The organism is Curtobacterium sp. MEB011 (assembly GCF_030209655.1).
Lineage (GTDB): Bacteria > Actinomycetota > Actinomycetes > Actinomycetales > Microbacteriaceae > Curtobacterium > Curtobacterium poinsettiae.
The window spans coordinates 235,959-249,777 of record NZ_JARVRN010000006.1 but is presented as its reverse complement, the minus strand read 5'-3'; the positions used below and the strand labels follow the sequence as shown (position 1 = coordinate 249,777).

Genomic DNA, 13,819 nt, shown 5'->3' with positions numbered 1-13,819 from the left:
GCACCCGCCCGTCCTCCTGCTCACAGCTCCCGGTACGTGAACCGCCCGGCGACGGCCGTCCCGAGCACCCGCATGCCGCGCAGAGCGGCGGACGATGCCGCCAGCGGGTCGGACTCGACGAACACCAGGTCCGCCACGTCGCCGACGGACACCCCGACCCGCCCGTCGGTCGACCCCTGCCACGCGACGAGCGACGAGAGCCGTTCGGCCGGGTGCCACGGATCGCGGCCGTCGCGGTCCCGCCCGACGGCCGCCGCCATCGAGACCCACGGGTCGAGCGGCGCCACCGGGGCGTCCGACCCGAGCAGCAGGCGCGCTCCGGCCCGTGCGAGCGAGGCGAAGGCGAACGCCCGGTCGGTGTACCCGGCCCAGTGCCGGTCGGCGATGTCCCGGTCGTCCATGGCGTGTTCGGGCTGCACCGACGCGGCGACCCCGAGCCGGGCGAACCGGTCGACGTCGGTGTCGACGAGCAACTGCGCGTGCTCGATCGTGCCGCGGGTCCCGACGGTCTCGAAGACGTCGAGGGCCAGGGCGTTCGCACGGTCGCCGATCGCGTGGATCGCGGGGACGAGTCCGGCGTCGACGGCACGCCGGGTGATCGCGACGAGGTCCTCGAACGGCCAGGCGAGCACGCCGGAGCCGTCGGTCATCGCGGCGGTCCGCGTGCCGAGCGACCCGTCCGTGACCACCTTGAACGGTCCCATCGTGAGCAGCCCACGGGTGCCCTCGACCACGTCGCCGGTGCGCAGCCCCCGGGCGATGGCCTCGTCGAGCTCGGCCGGGTACACCCCGGACGCGACCCGGATCGCGTCGGTGCCGGCGTGGATCCGGCGGCGCCAGCGGTCGAGCCCGAAGCGCATCTCGAGGTCGACCACGCCCGTCACCCCGCGGGCCGCCGCTGCTTCGGCAGCGTCCGCCACGGACGCGTCGAGCGCATCGTCCGGCACCTGCGACAACGCACCGGTCACGTCGAACGCGTCCTGCTCGCGCAGGACCCCGTCCTCGCCCGCCTCGAGCGGGCGGCCGACAGCGGCGGAGAAGTGCGCGAGCGCGAGGGCGTTGCACCACACCGCGTGCAGGTCCGCGCTGATGACGACGGTCGGGAGGCTCGGTGCGGCACGGTCGAGCAGCTCGCGTCGCGCAGGGCGCGGCCACGTCCCGTCGCGGTAGCCGTGTCCGACCAGGACGCGGTCCGTCACGCCCGCCCGCGCGACGGCGGCGAGCAGGTCGGCGGTCGCCTCGGCGGAGTCGCAGCCGGTGACGTCGACACGGCGGCGGACGAGCGCCCACTGGTCGAAGTGCGTGTGGTGGTCGCGCAGGCCCGGACCGAGCCAGGCGCCGCCGGCCTCGACCACGTCGGTGTCGACGCTCGTGGGGTCGAGCGTGCCGGTCGGGGCGATCTCGGTGACCCGGCCGTCGACGACGCGGACGTCGGCAGGGGCCCCGGAGGTGCCCACCCTGCGGACCGTGCGCAGCAGGATCTCGCTCATCGAGCCTCCCGGTCGTCAGCGCGCGCAGCGTGCGCTCGTGCCATCTCGTCGGCGAGCGCCGGCGACGCGTAGGGGCCGTCGCCCCGCAGGCCGGCGACGATGCGGTCGATCACCTCGGGGGCCTTGTTCTGCGACAGCTTGGCGCGGGCGTCGAACCGGGTGACGCGGATTCGGATGCCGACGGTGCCCTTCGCGATCCGGCGGGCGGTCTCCTCGTCGACCTGCAACGACACGGGCGAGGGCATGACGTGCTCGAAGTGGTCGACGAGTTCGCCGAGCACCCGGAAGTTCTCGTCGTCGGACAGGATCTCGGGGGTGCCCCAGACGTGGGCGGTGACGTGGTTCCAGGTGGGCACGAACTGTTCCGGCGGGTACCAGGCGGGGGAGACGTAGCCGTGCGGGCCCTGGAACACGACGAGGACCTCGTGCTGTCCGAGTTCGTGCGCGACCTCGTCGGGTCGGCCGACGTGGGACACCAGGACGAGGGCGTCCGGGTCGTCGTCGGGGCCGGGGGTCTCGAGCAGCACCGGGTAGTGCGAGGCGACCAGTCCGTCCGCGGTGTGCGACACGATCGTCGCCCACGGGTTCCCGGTGATGAGGCGTCGGACCTCGTCGACGTCGGTCAGCAGGAAGTGCGGTGTGTGGCGCATCCTCCGAGCGTGGCACAACGAGCCGGGTCCTGCGACGGGCGTGGTTTCGCTGGTGTTTCTGCGCGGTAACACTCTCAGAGCGCATTGAAAGAAGTCTTGTGGTCGGGATTCGAACCGTCCTAGCTTTCCCACCACGACGACCGGGCAGGGATCCGGCCGCACCCGATCGAGGAGAGATCATGCGACGCAGGACGATCGCCGCGCTGGCCGCGGCGGCAACCTTGGCCCTGGTGGCGACCGGCTGCTCGGCGGGCGGCACGGCCGACGACGACGCTCCCTCGAGCCTGGTGTACGCGACCGGCGAGCCCGACCACCTGACCCCGGGCCGGCAGACCGTGGCCTTCGACCAGGTGATGAGCGTCTTCGCACCGCTGACCCAGACCGACGCCGACGGCGACCTGCACGACGTCGCGGCGAAGAGCGTCGAGAGCGACGACGCCACCACGTGGACGATCACGCTGCGGGACGGCTGGACGTTCCAGAACGGCGAGCCCGTCACGCCGGAGAGCTACGTGAAGGCCTGGAACCACGTCGCCTACGGCCCGAACGCATGGGAGAACAGCGGCCAGCTCGCCGGGATCGTCGGGTACTCCGACCTCAACCCGGCGAAGGGCACCCCGAAGACCAAGGAGATGTCGGGGCTCAAGGTCACCGGCAAGGACACCTTCACGGTCACGCTCACCCACGCGGACAGCCAGTTCCCGCTGCAGCTCAGCCAGGCCCAGACCGCGTTCTACCCGATGCCCGAGGCCGCCTACGACGACCTGAAGGCGTACGACGAGAAGCCGATCGGCAACGGCCCGTACGAGATGACGAAGGCATGGAAGGCGGACCAGGAGTTCACCGTCACGGCCTGGAAGGACTACGAGGGCACGAAGCCCGCCACCGACGAGGTGACCTTCCGCAGCTACTCCGACATGAACACCGCGTACACCGACGTCCTTGCCGGCAACGCCGACGTGCTGTTCCTGCCGACGGACAAGATGACGAGCGCGAAGGCCGACTTCGGCGACCGCCTGCACTCCTTCGACGCCCCCGGCATCGACTACCTCGGCTTCCCGCTGTGGGACGACCGGTACTCCGACCCCGACGTGCGCCGCGCGATCTCGATGTCGATCGACCGTGACCAGGTGAACGACGCCATCTACGGCGGTCTGTACGAACCGGCCACCGCACTGACCCCGCCGTCGATGTCCGGCACCGAGGAGGGCATCTGCGGCGACGCCTGCGAGTTCGACCCGGCGGCGGCGAAGAAGCTCCTCGCCGGTGCCGGCGGGTTCGACGGCACCATGACGCTCGTCTACCCGGGCGGTTCCGGCCTCGACTCCCTGTACGAGGCGTACGCCAACCAGATCCGGCAGAACCTGGGCATCGACGCCGAGGCGAAGGCCACCACCGACTGGGCGTCGTACTACTCGGAGCTCACGGACAAGAAGGTCGCCGGCCCGCACTTCGGGCACTGGGGCGCGCTCTACATCAGCCAGCAGAACACGCTCCGCGCGCTGTTCACCACGGCCGGCGGGTGCTCCCCGTGCACCGGGTACTACCAGTCCGACGACGTCGACTCGCTGCTCGCGAAGGCCGACTCCGCCGGGTCCCAGGACGAGGCGAACGGGTACTACACGAAGACGCAGCAGGCCGTCCTCGAGGACTTCCCGATCGTCCCGACCTTCTTCGACAAGTACTCGTACGTCACGAGCGACAAGATCGCGAAGCTGCCGGCGGTGGCGGGCAGCCCCGTGATCGCGCAGATCGCCGTGAAGTAGGGCGGAGCATGGAGCAGCACACCGTCCTCGACCTGGTCCGCGACGTCCCCGACCACGACGGCTTCCCGCTCGTCGACGACCTGCACGCCCGGTTCGCCGCGCTCGCCGTGGCGCACCCCGACCGGGTCACGGTCACCCGGATCGGCACGAGCCGCCTCGGCGAACCCCTGCACAGCTACCGCATCGGCACCGGGTCGCACGCGGCCGTCGTGGTCGGCGGGGTGCACCCGAACGAGCCGATCGGTTCGTGGACGGCGCTGCACCTCGCCGAGACGGCCCTCGGTGACGAGCGGGTGCAGGCGCTCGACGTCACCTGGCACATCGTCCCGACGATCGACCCGGACGGCATGCGGCTCAACGAGGCGTGGTTCCACGACCCGCACGACCGGGTGTTCTACTCGCGCCACTTCTACCGGCCAGCCCCGGACAGCCAGGTCGAGTGGACGTTCCCGAACAGCTACAGGTCCGTGTACTTCGACCAGGTGCTGCCCGAGACGCTCGCGTTCATGCGGCTCATCGACGACACCGAGCCGGAGCTGCTCGTGAGCCTGCACAACGGCGAGATGGGCGGCGTCTACTACTACCTGTCCGAGGACCTGCCCGACGTCGTCGACACCCTGCACGCGGTGCCGGCCGCCCTCGGGCTGCCGCTCGACACCGGGGAGCCGGAGTCCCCGTACCTGCGGGAGCTCGCACCGGCGGTGTTCGCGATGGATGGCATCGAGACGGCGTACGCCTACCTCGAGGAGCTCGGTGTCGACCCGGGTGAGCACATCCACGGCGGGTCGAGCGCGGCGTGGGCGATGCGGCACGGGGCCCTCTGCATGGTGGCCGAGCTGCCGTACTGGAGCCACCCCGACGCCGACGACCAGACCGCGACCGACGAGTCGTACGCCGACCTGCTGCGCCGGTGCGCGGACGAGCTCGGCGCCTCGGGTGCGGAACTGCAGGCGTTCCTCGACGAGGCGTCGCCGATGCTCTCGATCCCGTCGCCGTTCGTCGAGGCCTCCCGGGCGTTCGTGCCGATGCTCGCCGGGATGGCGGACACCGACCGCCGCCGCGCCGAACGGGAACCGGCCGACCGGACGGCCACCGTCGCGGAGCGCTTCGGCTGCGAGGACCTGGTCCGCTGCTTCCGCCTGCGCTACGGCGGCATGCTCCTGCGCGCCGTCGAGGCGGAGACGACCGCCGGCACGGCGTCCGCGCCGCTCCGGCGGCTCCGCGACCGCCTGGCCGAGCGGTACGCGCACTGGCAGGCGGACGCGTCGACGGGTGCCGAGCCGATCCCGGTGGGGAAGCTCGTGGGCGTGCAGTACGGGGCGATCCTCGCCTGCGCGAGCCACGTGGCGGACCCGAGCCGTGCCTCCCGTCCGGTGTCGGCGGCCGTGTCGGGAGGCGCGTGATGCGTCCGACGCTCGCCGTCGGTCGCCGGCTCGGCGGCCTGGTCATCGTGTTCCTCGGGGTGACCTTCCTCATCTACGCGATGACGTTCGCGCTGCCCGGCGACCCGATCAAGGCCCTCGGCGGCGAGCGCCCCCTGACCGACTCGGTCGTGCGGGCGCTGCGGGCGGAGTACCACCTGGACCAGCCGCTGTGGCTGCAGTACGTGCAGTACCTGGGCGGCCTGTTCCGGGGTGACTTCGGCACCGACTTCAACGGGCAGTCCGTCGGCGAGCAGATGGCCTCGCGCTGGCCGGTGACGATCACGCTGGCGCTCAGCGCGTGGGCGCTCGAGATCGTCCTGGGCATCGGACTCGGCGTGGTCTCGGCGCTCAAGCGCGGCACGGTGCTCGACAAGACGGTGCTCGTCGGCACCATCGTCGTCGGGGCGGTCCCCGTGTTCGTGCTCGGCGTGGCCCTGCAGCTGGTGTTCTCGGTGCGGCTGGACTGGTTCCCGGTCGCGGGCGTCACCGCCGGGTGGCCGACCGCGTACGTCCTGCCGGCGTTCGTGATCGCCCTGTTCGGCCTGGCCGCGGTGTCCCGGCTCACCCGGACGTCGATGATCGAGACGCTCGACGCCGACTACGTGCGGACGGCCCGCGCGAAGGGGCTCGCGCCGGGCCGGATCGTCGGTGTGCACGTGCTGCGGAACTCGCTCATCCCCACCGCCACCTACCTGGCGACCGACCTCGGGTACCTGATGGGCGGCACCGTCATCATCGAGGGCATCTTCAACCTGCCGGGCGTCGGGAACCTGCTGTTCCAGGGCATCCGCTCGCACGAGGGCGCCGTCGTCGTCGGCATCTCGACCGCCCTCATCCTGGTGTTCCTCGTCACGAGCGTGCTCGTCGACCTGCTGCACGCCGCCCTCGACCCGCGCGTCCGGACAGGAGCCTCCCGATGACCACCGAAGCCCTCGGCGCCACCGTCGAACCCGTCGTCGGGGTCCGGCGTCGGCCACTGCTCGCCGCCGCACGGACGCCGGGGTTCTGGGTGCCCGCGTCGGTGCTCGTGGTGGTCCTGCTCATCGCGGCGTTCCCGCAGCTGTTCGCCGGACTGTTCGGCCACGGCGACCCGCGGGTGTGCGACCTCGGCCGGAGCGGGGCGTCAGCGACCGCCGGGCACCCGTTCGGCTTCGACCTGCAGGGCTGCGACGTGTACGCGAACGTCATCTGGGGCACCCGGTCGTCGATCGCCGTCGCGGTGCTCACGACCCTGCTCGCCGGCATGGTCGCGGTCGTCGTCGGGACCGTCGCGGGCATGGTCGGCGGGTGGGTCGACGCCGTCCTCGCCCGGCTCACCGACGTGTTCCTCGGGTTCCCGTTCCTGCTCGGCGCCGTCGTCGTGCTGAACAGCGTGGGGGAGCGGTCGGTGCTCACCGTGTCGCTCGTGCTCGCCCTGTTCGGGTGGCCGACGATGGCGCGGCTCGTGCGGTCGAGCGTCCGCAGCGTCCGGGGCGCCGAGTTCGTGCTCGCCGCCCGGACGATGGGGCTGTCGACGTGGCGGATCACCACCCGGTACGTGCTGCCGTCGTCGATCTCGCCGCTGCTCGTGCTCGCCACCATCACCGTCGGCGGGGTCATCGTGTCCGAGTCGTCGCTGACCTACCTCGGCATCGGGCTGGAGCGTCCGGCGATCTCGTGGGGGCTGCAGCTGTCCGCGGCGACGTCGCAGTTCCTCCGGGCCCCGCACATGCTCATCGCGCCGGCGGCGTTCCTCGCCGTGACCGTGCTCGCCGTCATCGCGCTCGGCGACACGCTGCGCGCCGCGCTCGACCCACGTCGGCGCTGACGTGCGTCGCGGCGGACGCCGCAGCGATCGACGCGCCAGACTCGAACCACCGCCCCTCGAAAGGACCACCGTGACCGACACCCTCTCCGCCTACCGGAAGACCCTGCCCTACATCCGTGAGTGGGTGTCGTACAAGGTGTGGCAGCTGCGGGTGCCCGGCGTGCAGGTCGCCGTCGGCTTCGGCGGCGAGGTCCTGTTCGACGAGGCCTGGGGCTACGCCGACGTCGAGGCCGGGCGCCGCCTGACCACCACCGACCTGTTCCGCATCGCCTCGCACTCGAAGACGTTCACCGCGACGGCCCTGCTGCAGCTCGCCGAGCGCGGGTCGCTCCGGCTCGACGACACCGTCGGCACGTACGTCCCGGCGCTGGTCGACGGTGGCTCCCCGCTCGCCGACGCCACCCTGCGCGAGCTGATGGAGATGGGGGCCGGCGTCATCCGCGACGGACACGACGGCGACTACTGGTCCCTGCTCCGCCCGTTCCCCGACGAGCAGGAACTCCTGGCGCTCGTGCTCGACCGGGGCCAGAAGGTACCGACCGGCTCGTCGTTCAACTACTCGAACCTCGGCTACTCCCTGCTCGGCCTCGTCATCGCCGCGGTGTCCGGGCAGTCGTACAACGACTTCGTGCGCGAGTCGATCACCGAACCCCTCGGCCTGCGGAACACCGGCCCCGACTGGGACCCCGCACGCGCCGACGACTTCGTGGTCGGGTACACCGGGTTCCACACCGCCAGGCACCGGCAGCGCATCGACCACGTCGACACCCGCGCGATGGCCGCCGCCACCGGGTTCCACGGCACCGCGTCCGACCTGGTCCGCTACTTCTCGCAGCACGTGATCGGGCAGGGCACCCTGCTCGACGACCACTCCAAGCGCCTCGCACAGCGGAAGGCCTGGAGCGCCACCGACGACCCCGCGGCCCGCGGCTACGGCGCCGGGTTCATCGTCGACCGGATCGGCGGACGCGAGATCCGCGGCCACTCCGGCGGGTTCCCCGGCCACATCACCCAGTCGATGTTCGACCCGGCGTCCGGGCTCGTCGTGTCCGTGCTGACCAGCGCCGCCGCCGGACCCGCGACGGTCATCGCCACCGCGGTCATCGCCATGCTCGACGCCGCGGCCGACACCGGCGCCCCGGGGACCCCGGTGCCCGACGACGTCGACACCACCGCCTTCACCGGACGCTTCGCGAACCCGTGGGGTGTCACCGACGTCGCCCGGATCGGTGACCGGCTCGTCGAGGTCGACCCGTCCGGCCCCGAGCCGATGGACACACCCACCCGGCTCGAGGTCGTCGACGCCGACACCCTGCGGATGACCCACGGCAACCGCTTCGGCTCCGTCGACGAGGACATCACCTACACCCGCGACGACGACGGCACCGTGCGGGCGATCCGTGGCGGTGGCGGCATGTCCCAGGAGCCTTGGTCGATCCCGGACGAACGACCCGAGGTGGCCGCCGGACTGGCCTCGTGACCGACGACCGGGGCACCGACGGCACCGACGGTGTCGGCACCGACGCCGACGACGACCGGCTGCTCGGACCGGAGCGCCAGGCGTTCGTCGAGGAGTTCGCCCTGATGCTCAACGACGGTGCGGGCATGCCCCTCACCGACGCCCGGGTGCTCGGCTACCTGATGATGACCCGCGCACCGCACTCGTCGTCGTCCGACCTGCAGGCAGCGCTCGGTGCCAGCTCGGGGTCGGTGTCGATGGCCACCCGACGGCTCGTCGACACCGGCTTCGTGAAGCGCCACATCGTCCCCGGCGAGCGCAGCCACTACTTCCGTGCCGAGGCCGACGTCTGGGGCTCCTGGCTCGCCAGCGAACGGAAGTACCTCGACCGGCAGCGCGACATCATCGGCCGCGGGCTCGCCGTCGTCGAGGGAGCCGGCCGCACCGGCACGGGCGACGTGGACGCCGAGGTCCGCGAACGTCTGCTCAACGGCCGCGACTACATGCAGTGGCTGCAGGGCTACCACCGCAAGATGCTCGAGGAGTGGGAGGCCTTCAAGGCCGCCCGCGACGACACCGACCCCCCGGAGACCCCATGAGCGGCACCACCGACGTCCTGACCGTCGAGCACCTCACCGTCACCTTCGACGTCGACGGCGAGGTCGTCCGTGCCGTCGACGACGCCTCGTTCACCGTCGCCCGGGGCGAGGTCGTCGCCGTCGTGGGGGAGTCCGGCTCCGGCAAGAGCATGACGGCGATGACCGCGATGGGCATCGCCCCCGACGGCGCCCGTGCCTCGGGGAGCATCCGGCTCGGCGACCTCGAGGTCATCGGCGCCGACGAGCGCACCCTCCGGTCGGTCCGGGGCCGCAGCGTGTCGATGGTCTTCCAGGACCCGTCCGCGGCCCTGAACCCGGTGTTCACCATCGGGTTCCAGCTCGCCGAGGCGGTCCGACGCACCGGCGGCCCGCACGACCGCGCCGCCGTCCGGGAACGCTCGCTCGAGCTGCTCCGCGCCGTGGAGGTCCCCGAACCCGAACGCCGCCTGGGCCAGTACCCGCACGAACTCTCCGGCGGGCAGGCCCAGCGCGTGATGATCGCGATGGCGCTCGCCGCGGGCCCGGACCTGCTCATCGCGGACGAGCCGACGACCGCCCTCGACGTCACCGTGCAGGCCGAGGTGCTCGACGTCCTCCGCGCGCTGCGTGAACGCACCGGCACCGCGATCCTGCTCATCACCCACGACATGGGTGTCGTCGCGGACCTCGCCGACCGCGTGGTCGTGATGCGCCGCGGCCGCGTCGTCGAGACCGGCACCGCCGAGGCGGTCTTCGCCGCACCGTCCGCCGAGTACACGCGGGAACTCCTCGCTGCGGTCCCGCGCATGGGCACCGGGTCCGGTCTGGAGGCCCGGCTCGGCTCCGCCACGGAGCCCCCGGCCGCCGTCCTGGACGTCCGGCACCTCGTGGTCGAGTACGGCGGCGCCCTGCGGGGCCGGTTCCGTGCCGTCGACGACGTGTCGTTCACCGTCGGCCGTGGCGAGATCGTCGGCCTGGTGGGGGAGTCCGGCAGCGGCAAGACCACCATCGGCCGGGCCGCGGTCGGCCTCGCGCCGATCACCTCGGGCTCGGTGGTCATCGAGGGCACCGACGTCGCCGGCGCACGACGAGCCGCCCGACGGCAGATGCGCCAGCACGTCGGCGTGGTGTTCCAGAACCCGCTCCGGTCGCTCAACCCCCGGTACACCGTCGGGCAGACCGTCGCCGAGCCGCTCCGCCAGATCCTCCGGCTGCCGGCGGTGCAGGTCGAGGAACGGGTCGAGCGGCTCCTCGCCGACGTCGGTCTCGACGGCGTGTACGCCGAGCGCTACCCGCACGAACTCTCCGGCGGCCAACGGCAACGCGTCGCGATCGCCCGCGCGGTGGCGCTCGACCCCGCGCTCCTGATCGCCGACGAGCCGACGAGCGCACTCGACGTGTCGGTGCAGGCCCGCGTGCTCGACGTGTTCCGCGAGCTGCAGGAGCGCCTCGGGTTCGCGTGCCTGTTCGTCACCCACGACCTGGCCGTGGTCGACACGCTGTGCGACCGGGTCGTCGTGCTGCACGGGGGCCGGGTCGCCGAACAGGGGACGCGCGACGCCATCCTGCGCTCGCCGCAGGACCCGTACACACGACGGCTCATCCAGGCTGCCCCGGTGCCGGACCCCGGGGAGCAGGCACGACGGCGTTCCGAGCGTCTGGCTGCCCGCGCGGGCTGAGGCGGGCGGGAGTCCGGGTCAGCGCACCTCGGCCGAGGCCCACAGCACGCCGACGCCGCGGCCCACCGGGCGCAGCAGCGGCACGGCGACGAGCGCCGCGGCGGCCAGGTACGCGACGGTCTGCAGCAGGCCCGGGACCGCGAGGGCCACGCCGAGGGACTCCTGCGGGAGTGCCGTGAGGAGCACGGTGTTCGACAGCAGCGCGGTGACGAACCACGCCGCAGCCGCCACCGTGACGATCCAGCCGAAGGCCCGCTGCGCACCCGGTTCGCTCCGGACCGTGACCACGCCGAAGGCCACGAGCGCCGCCTGCGCGACGACGAGGAACACGTCGATCAACAGTCCGGGAACCAGCGACACGAGCGCGAACGCGAGCACGGACACCGCGAACGTGAGCGCCCGGCGGTCCCGAGCACGCACCGCGGCGACGAGCACGACGGCGGCGGCGATGCCCCCGACGACCGTGGCGCCGAGGAGCAGCCCGCGGGGCAGGTCCCAGGGCGCCAACCAGACCGTCCCGACCAGTCCGGCCGCTCCGAACACCAGCGCCGCCACCACCGCGGCCGCCGACACCACCCGTACCCCCGTGCTGCTCTGCATGCCCGCACCCTATGCCCCGGGGCGGCGCCAGCGGAACACGTTCCCCGCGGTTCGGCGCCCCTTGCGACACGCCCGTCGGGCACCGGGTCGTCGTCCAGACGGCGCGGTCGACTTGACGGCTGTTCGAACACACGTTCGAATACCGTCGTGGGACGGCGTCGCGAGAACCGGTGGCAGCCCCCGGAACACCCGGAGGTCGAGCGTCCGCGCGCCTACTCCCTGTCCGAGGACGCCCGCGGCGACGACGTCTGCCACGCCGTCACCCCGAAGCCGGTTTGGGCGTGGATCCAGTTCCCGACCTTCCACGTTCGGGTGAAGGCCTTCGCGAAGAGCTGGACCCGCGACGCCGTGCTCGTGGAGTGGGCGCAGTTCGGGCAGCAGGCCGAGGCGTGGGTGTGGCGTTCCGCGGTGAAGCACCGCACGCTCCGTGCCGACCGGGACAGCGCGAACCGGAGTCCGCAGAACGCACTGCGTTGACTTCCGCCCACACCCCGAGGATGGTTTAGCGAACACGGGTTCAGCAAGTAACTCACTGATCGAGGCATTCGGTCCGGACCCGTGCTCACGAAGGAGGCACCATGAAGAACGCAGCGGTGCCGTCCTGGGTCGCCCACGTGCTCACCCCGCCCGAGGTCATCAGCGCCTACGTCGAGCGTCGGATCAACGATCCGGCCCTGCTGTCGGGTGAGCAGTCGGAACCCACGTACGCAGACTTCCTGCGCGACGAGTAGACGGACTTCTCAGGAGGCCCGGATCACGCACCGCCGTCGGCGGACGTGATCCGGGCCTCCTCTTCGTTCACCCCACCGGTCCGCCACGTCGGCGACGCGCCGACAGCGTCACGCCGACGCTCGCGGCGGTGACGCACGCCAGGGCGACCGTCTCGAGCACCGACAGCCCCTCGGCCAGCACCACCAGGCCTGCCAGGGCGGCGATCGCCGGGCCGAGGCTCTGCAGCACCCCGAACACCCGTGTCGGCATCCGGCGGAGCGCGAGCATCTCGAGGGCGTACGGCAGCACGCTGGACAGCACGGCGACGGCACCGAAGACGAGCAGGAGCGCCGGTTCGCGCACGACACCGTCGACCACAGACCGGAGCCCGAACGGCAGCGACACGAGCATCGCGACCACCATCGACACGACGAGCCCGTCGACACCGGGGATCGCGGCGCCGACGTGCCGGTTCATCACGATGTAGCCCGCCCAGCACCCGGCCGCGAGGACCGCCCAGACGACCCCGCCCACCTCGGTCACGGCGGTCGGGCCGACGCCGAGCAGCACGACCCCGGCGAGCGCCAGCACGGCCCACAGTGCATCGCGCCAGCGCCGGGTGTGCACGAGCGACAGGGCGAGCGGCCCGAGGAACTCGATCGTCACGGCGACACCGATCGGGATGCTCGCGAACGACAGGTAGATGAAGACGTTCATGCCGCCGAGCGCCAGGCCGAGGCCGACCGCACCGAGCCACTGCGCCCGCGTCCAGTGCCGGACGCGGGGACGGACCACCAGGGCGAGGACGACGGCACCGATGACGAGCCGGAGCGTGGCGGCCCCGACCGCACCGACGTCGTCGAAGTGGGTCTTCGCGATCGCGGCGCCGAGCTGGACGGACACCATCGCGGTGAGGGCCAGCAGGGGCGCGGGGACCCGGTTCATCACAGGGCTCGGCTCATCCGAGGTAGGCGAGGACGGCGAGGACACGGCGGTGGTCCTCTCCGGTGTCCTCGAGCGCGAGCTTGCCGAAGATGCTCGACACGTGCTTCTCGACGGCGCCGGTGCCGATCACCAGGGCGCGGGCGATCGCGGCGTTCGTGCGGCCCTCGGCCATCAGCCCGAGCACGTCACGCTCGCGCGGGGTGAGGGCTGCGAGCGGGTCGCGGCGGCGGCTCATCAGCTGCGTGACGACCTCGGGGTCGAGCACGGTGCCCCCGGCGGCGATGCGGCGGACGGCGTCGTCGATCTCCTCGAGCCGGGTGACACGGTCCTTGAGCAGGTAGCCGATGCCGGTCGCACCGGCGGCCAGGACGTCCTCGGCGTAGGTGGCCTCGACGTACTGGGAGAGCAGGAGCACACCCGTCCGTGGCGCGATCCGGCGGGTCTCGACGGCGGCGCGGACCCCTTCGTCGGTGAAGGTCGGCGGCATCCGCACGTCCATCACCACGACGTCCGGCGCACCGTCGGGCAGCGTCGCCAGGAAGGCCCGGGCGTCGGAGTACTGCCCGATGACGTCGATGCCGGCCTCGTCGAGCACGCGGGCCAGGCCCTCGCGCAGCAGGACGGCGTCGTCGACGACGACGGCCCGGATGCGTGCTGCATCCGGGCCGTCTGTCATGCCGACCAGCCTAGTGGGAGCGCGGGCGCCCCCG

The 13,819-nt window shown here is 72.3% G+C and carries 14 protein-coding genes; 9 read left to right on the top strand and 5 right to left on the bottom strand.

Annotated features, from left to right (window positions below; genetic code table 11):
- Positions 1-20: 20 nt before the first annotated feature.
- A complete protein-coding gene (locus QRN30_RS08420) occupies positions 21-1,490 on the bottom strand; it encodes an amidohydrolase (RefSeq protein WP_214519442.1) in 1,470 nt (489 codons plus the stop codon).
- A complete protein-coding gene (locus QRN30_RS08415) occupies positions 1,487-2,140 on the bottom strand; it encodes an FMN-binding negative transcriptional regulator (protein WP_017886028.1) in 654 nt (217 codons plus the stop codon). Before QRN30_RS08415 ends, QRN30_RS08420 begins: the two co-directional genes overlap by 4 nt.
- A 179-nt stretch (positions 2,141-2,319) precedes the next feature.
- Between QRN30_RS08415 and QRN30_RS08410 the strand changes: the two genes are divergently transcribed.
- The 7 genes from QRN30_RS08410 (at position 2,320) to QRN30_RS08380 (ending at position 10,853) form a co-directional block, all read left to right on the top strand.
- Complete coding sequence (locus QRN30_RS08410) at positions 2,320-3,906, top strand: peptide ABC transporter substrate-binding protein (RefSeq protein WP_071252253.1); 1,587 nt, start codon at positions 2,320-2,322, stop codon at positions 3,904-3,906.
- Positions 3,907-3,914: 8 nt separating this feature from the next.
- A complete protein-coding gene (locus tag QRN30_RS08405) occupies positions 3,915-5,309 on the top strand; it encodes a M14 family zinc carboxypeptidase (protein WP_284760875.1) in 1,395 nt (464 codons plus the stop codon).
- Entirely contained in the window at positions 5,309-6,250 is a 942-nt protein-coding gene (locus QRN30_RS08400; protein WP_056071426.1) for an ABC transporter permease, read from the top strand. The genes QRN30_RS08405 and QRN30_RS08400 overlap by 1 nt, the downstream gene beginning before the upstream one ends.
- The gene (locus tag QRN30_RS08395) at positions 6,247-7,137 is read left to right on the top strand and encodes an ABC transporter permease (protein ID WP_042538539.1); all 891 of its coding nucleotides are present in this window, start codon (positions 6,247-6,249) and stop codon (positions 7,135-7,137) included. Before QRN30_RS08400 ends, QRN30_RS08395 begins: the two co-directional genes overlap by 4 nt.
- 70 nt (positions 7,138-7,207) lie before the next feature.
- Positions 7,208-8,617: a serine hydrolase gene (locus tag QRN30_RS08390; protein ID WP_284760873.1), complete on the top strand. Its 1,410-nt coding sequence runs from the start codon at positions 7,208-7,210 to the stop codon at positions 8,615-8,617.
- Positions 8,614-9,195 (top strand): GbsR/MarR family transcriptional regulator, encoded by a 582-nt coding sequence (locus QRN30_RS08385; RefSeq protein WP_159557677.1) that lies wholly within the window; start codon positions 8,614-8,616, stop codon positions 9,193-9,195. Before QRN30_RS08390 ends, QRN30_RS08385 begins: the two co-directional genes overlap by 4 nt.
- Positions 9,192-10,853, top strand: coding sequence for a dipeptide ABC transporter ATP-binding protein (locus QRN30_RS08380; protein WP_284760872.1), 1,662 nt, complete (start codon positions 9,192-9,194; stop codon positions 10,851-10,853). The genes QRN30_RS08385 and QRN30_RS08380 overlap by 4 nt, the downstream gene beginning before the upstream one ends.
- A gap of 18 nt (positions 10,854-10,871) precedes the next feature.
- On the opposite strand, the gene QRN30_RS08375 is transcribed toward QRN30_RS08380, so the two are convergent.
- Positions 10,872-11,453, bottom strand: coding sequence for a hypothetical protein (locus QRN30_RS08375; protein WP_284760870.1), 582 nt, complete (start codon positions 11,451-11,453; stop codon positions 10,872-10,874).
- Positions 11,454-11,600: 147 nt separating this feature from the next.
- Between QRN30_RS08375 and QRN30_RS08370 the strand changes: the two genes are divergently transcribed.
- Together QRN30_RS08370 and QRN30_RS08365 are read left to right on the top strand one after the other, a co-directional pair.
- Positions 11,601-11,930, top strand: a complete 330-nt coding sequence (locus tag QRN30_RS08370; protein WP_017886019.1) for a hypothetical protein — start codon at positions 11,601-11,603, stop codon at positions 11,928-11,930.
- Between the two features lie 101 nt (positions 11,931-12,031).
- Entirely contained in the window at positions 12,032-12,184 is a 153-nt protein-coding gene (locus tag QRN30_RS08365; RefSeq protein ID WP_017886018.1) for a hypothetical protein, read from the top strand.
- Positions 12,185-12,251: 67 nt separating this feature from the next.
- Here the strand turns inward: QRN30_RS08365 and QRN30_RS08360 are convergent, their stop codons facing one another.
- Positions 12,252-13,109, bottom strand: coding sequence for an EamA family transporter (locus QRN30_RS08360; RefSeq protein ID WP_284760868.1), 858 nt, complete (start codon positions 13,107-13,109; stop codon positions 12,252-12,254).
- A 13-nt stretch (positions 13,110-13,122) separates the two neighbouring features.
- Positions 13,123-13,785 (bottom strand): response regulator transcription factor, encoded by a 663-nt coding sequence (locus QRN30_RS08355; protein ID WP_042538529.1) that lies wholly within the window; start codon positions 13,783-13,785, stop codon positions 13,123-13,125.
- Positions 13,786-13,819: the final 34 nt, after the last annotated feature.

Excerpts from the sequence above, each read along its gene's own strand:
- QRN30_RS08420 (WP_214519442.1), bottom strand. The coding sequence starts at position 1,490 with ATGAGCGAGATCCTGCTGCGCACGGTCCGCAGGGTGGGCACCTCCGGG.
- QRN30_RS08415 (WP_017886028.1), bottom strand. The coding sequence starts at position 2,140 with ATGCGCCACACACCGCACTTCCTGCTGACCGACGTCGACGAGGTCCGA.
- QRN30_RS08410 (WP_071252253.1), top strand. The coding sequence starts at position 2,320 with ATGCGACGCAGGACGATCGCCGCGCTGGCCGCGGCGGCAACCTTGGCC.
- QRN30_RS08405 (WP_284760875.1), top strand. The coding sequence starts at position 3,915 with ATGGAGCAGCACACCGTCCTCGACCTGGTCCGCGACGTCCCCGACCAC.
- QRN30_RS08400 (WP_056071426.1), top strand. The coding sequence starts at position 5,309 with ATGCGTCCGACGCTCGCCGTCGGTCGCCGGCTCGGCGGCCTGGTCATC.
- QRN30_RS08395 (WP_042538539.1), top strand. The coding sequence starts at position 6,247 with ATGACCACCGAAGCCCTCGGCGCCACCGTCGAACCCGTCGTCGGGGTC.
- QRN30_RS08380 (WP_284760872.1), top strand. The coding sequence starts at position 9,192 with ATGAGCGGCACCACCGACGTCCTGACCGTCGAGCACCTCACCGTCACC.
- QRN30_RS08375 (WP_284760870.1), bottom strand. The coding sequence starts at position 11,453 with ATGCAGAGCAGCACGGGGGTACGGGTGGTGTCGGCGGCCGCGGTGGTG.
- QRN30_RS08365 (WP_017886018.1), top strand. The coding sequence starts at position 12,032 with ATGAAGAACGCAGCGGTGCCGTCCTGGGTCGCCCACGTGCTCACCCCG.
- QRN30_RS08360 (WP_284760868.1), bottom strand. The coding sequence starts at position 13,109 with ATGAACCGGGTCCCCGCGCCCCTGCTGGCCCTCACCGCGATGGTGTCC.
- QRN30_RS08355 (WP_042538529.1), bottom strand. The coding sequence starts at position 13,785 with ATGACAGACGGCCCGGATGCAGCACGCATCCGGGCCGTCGTCGTCGAC.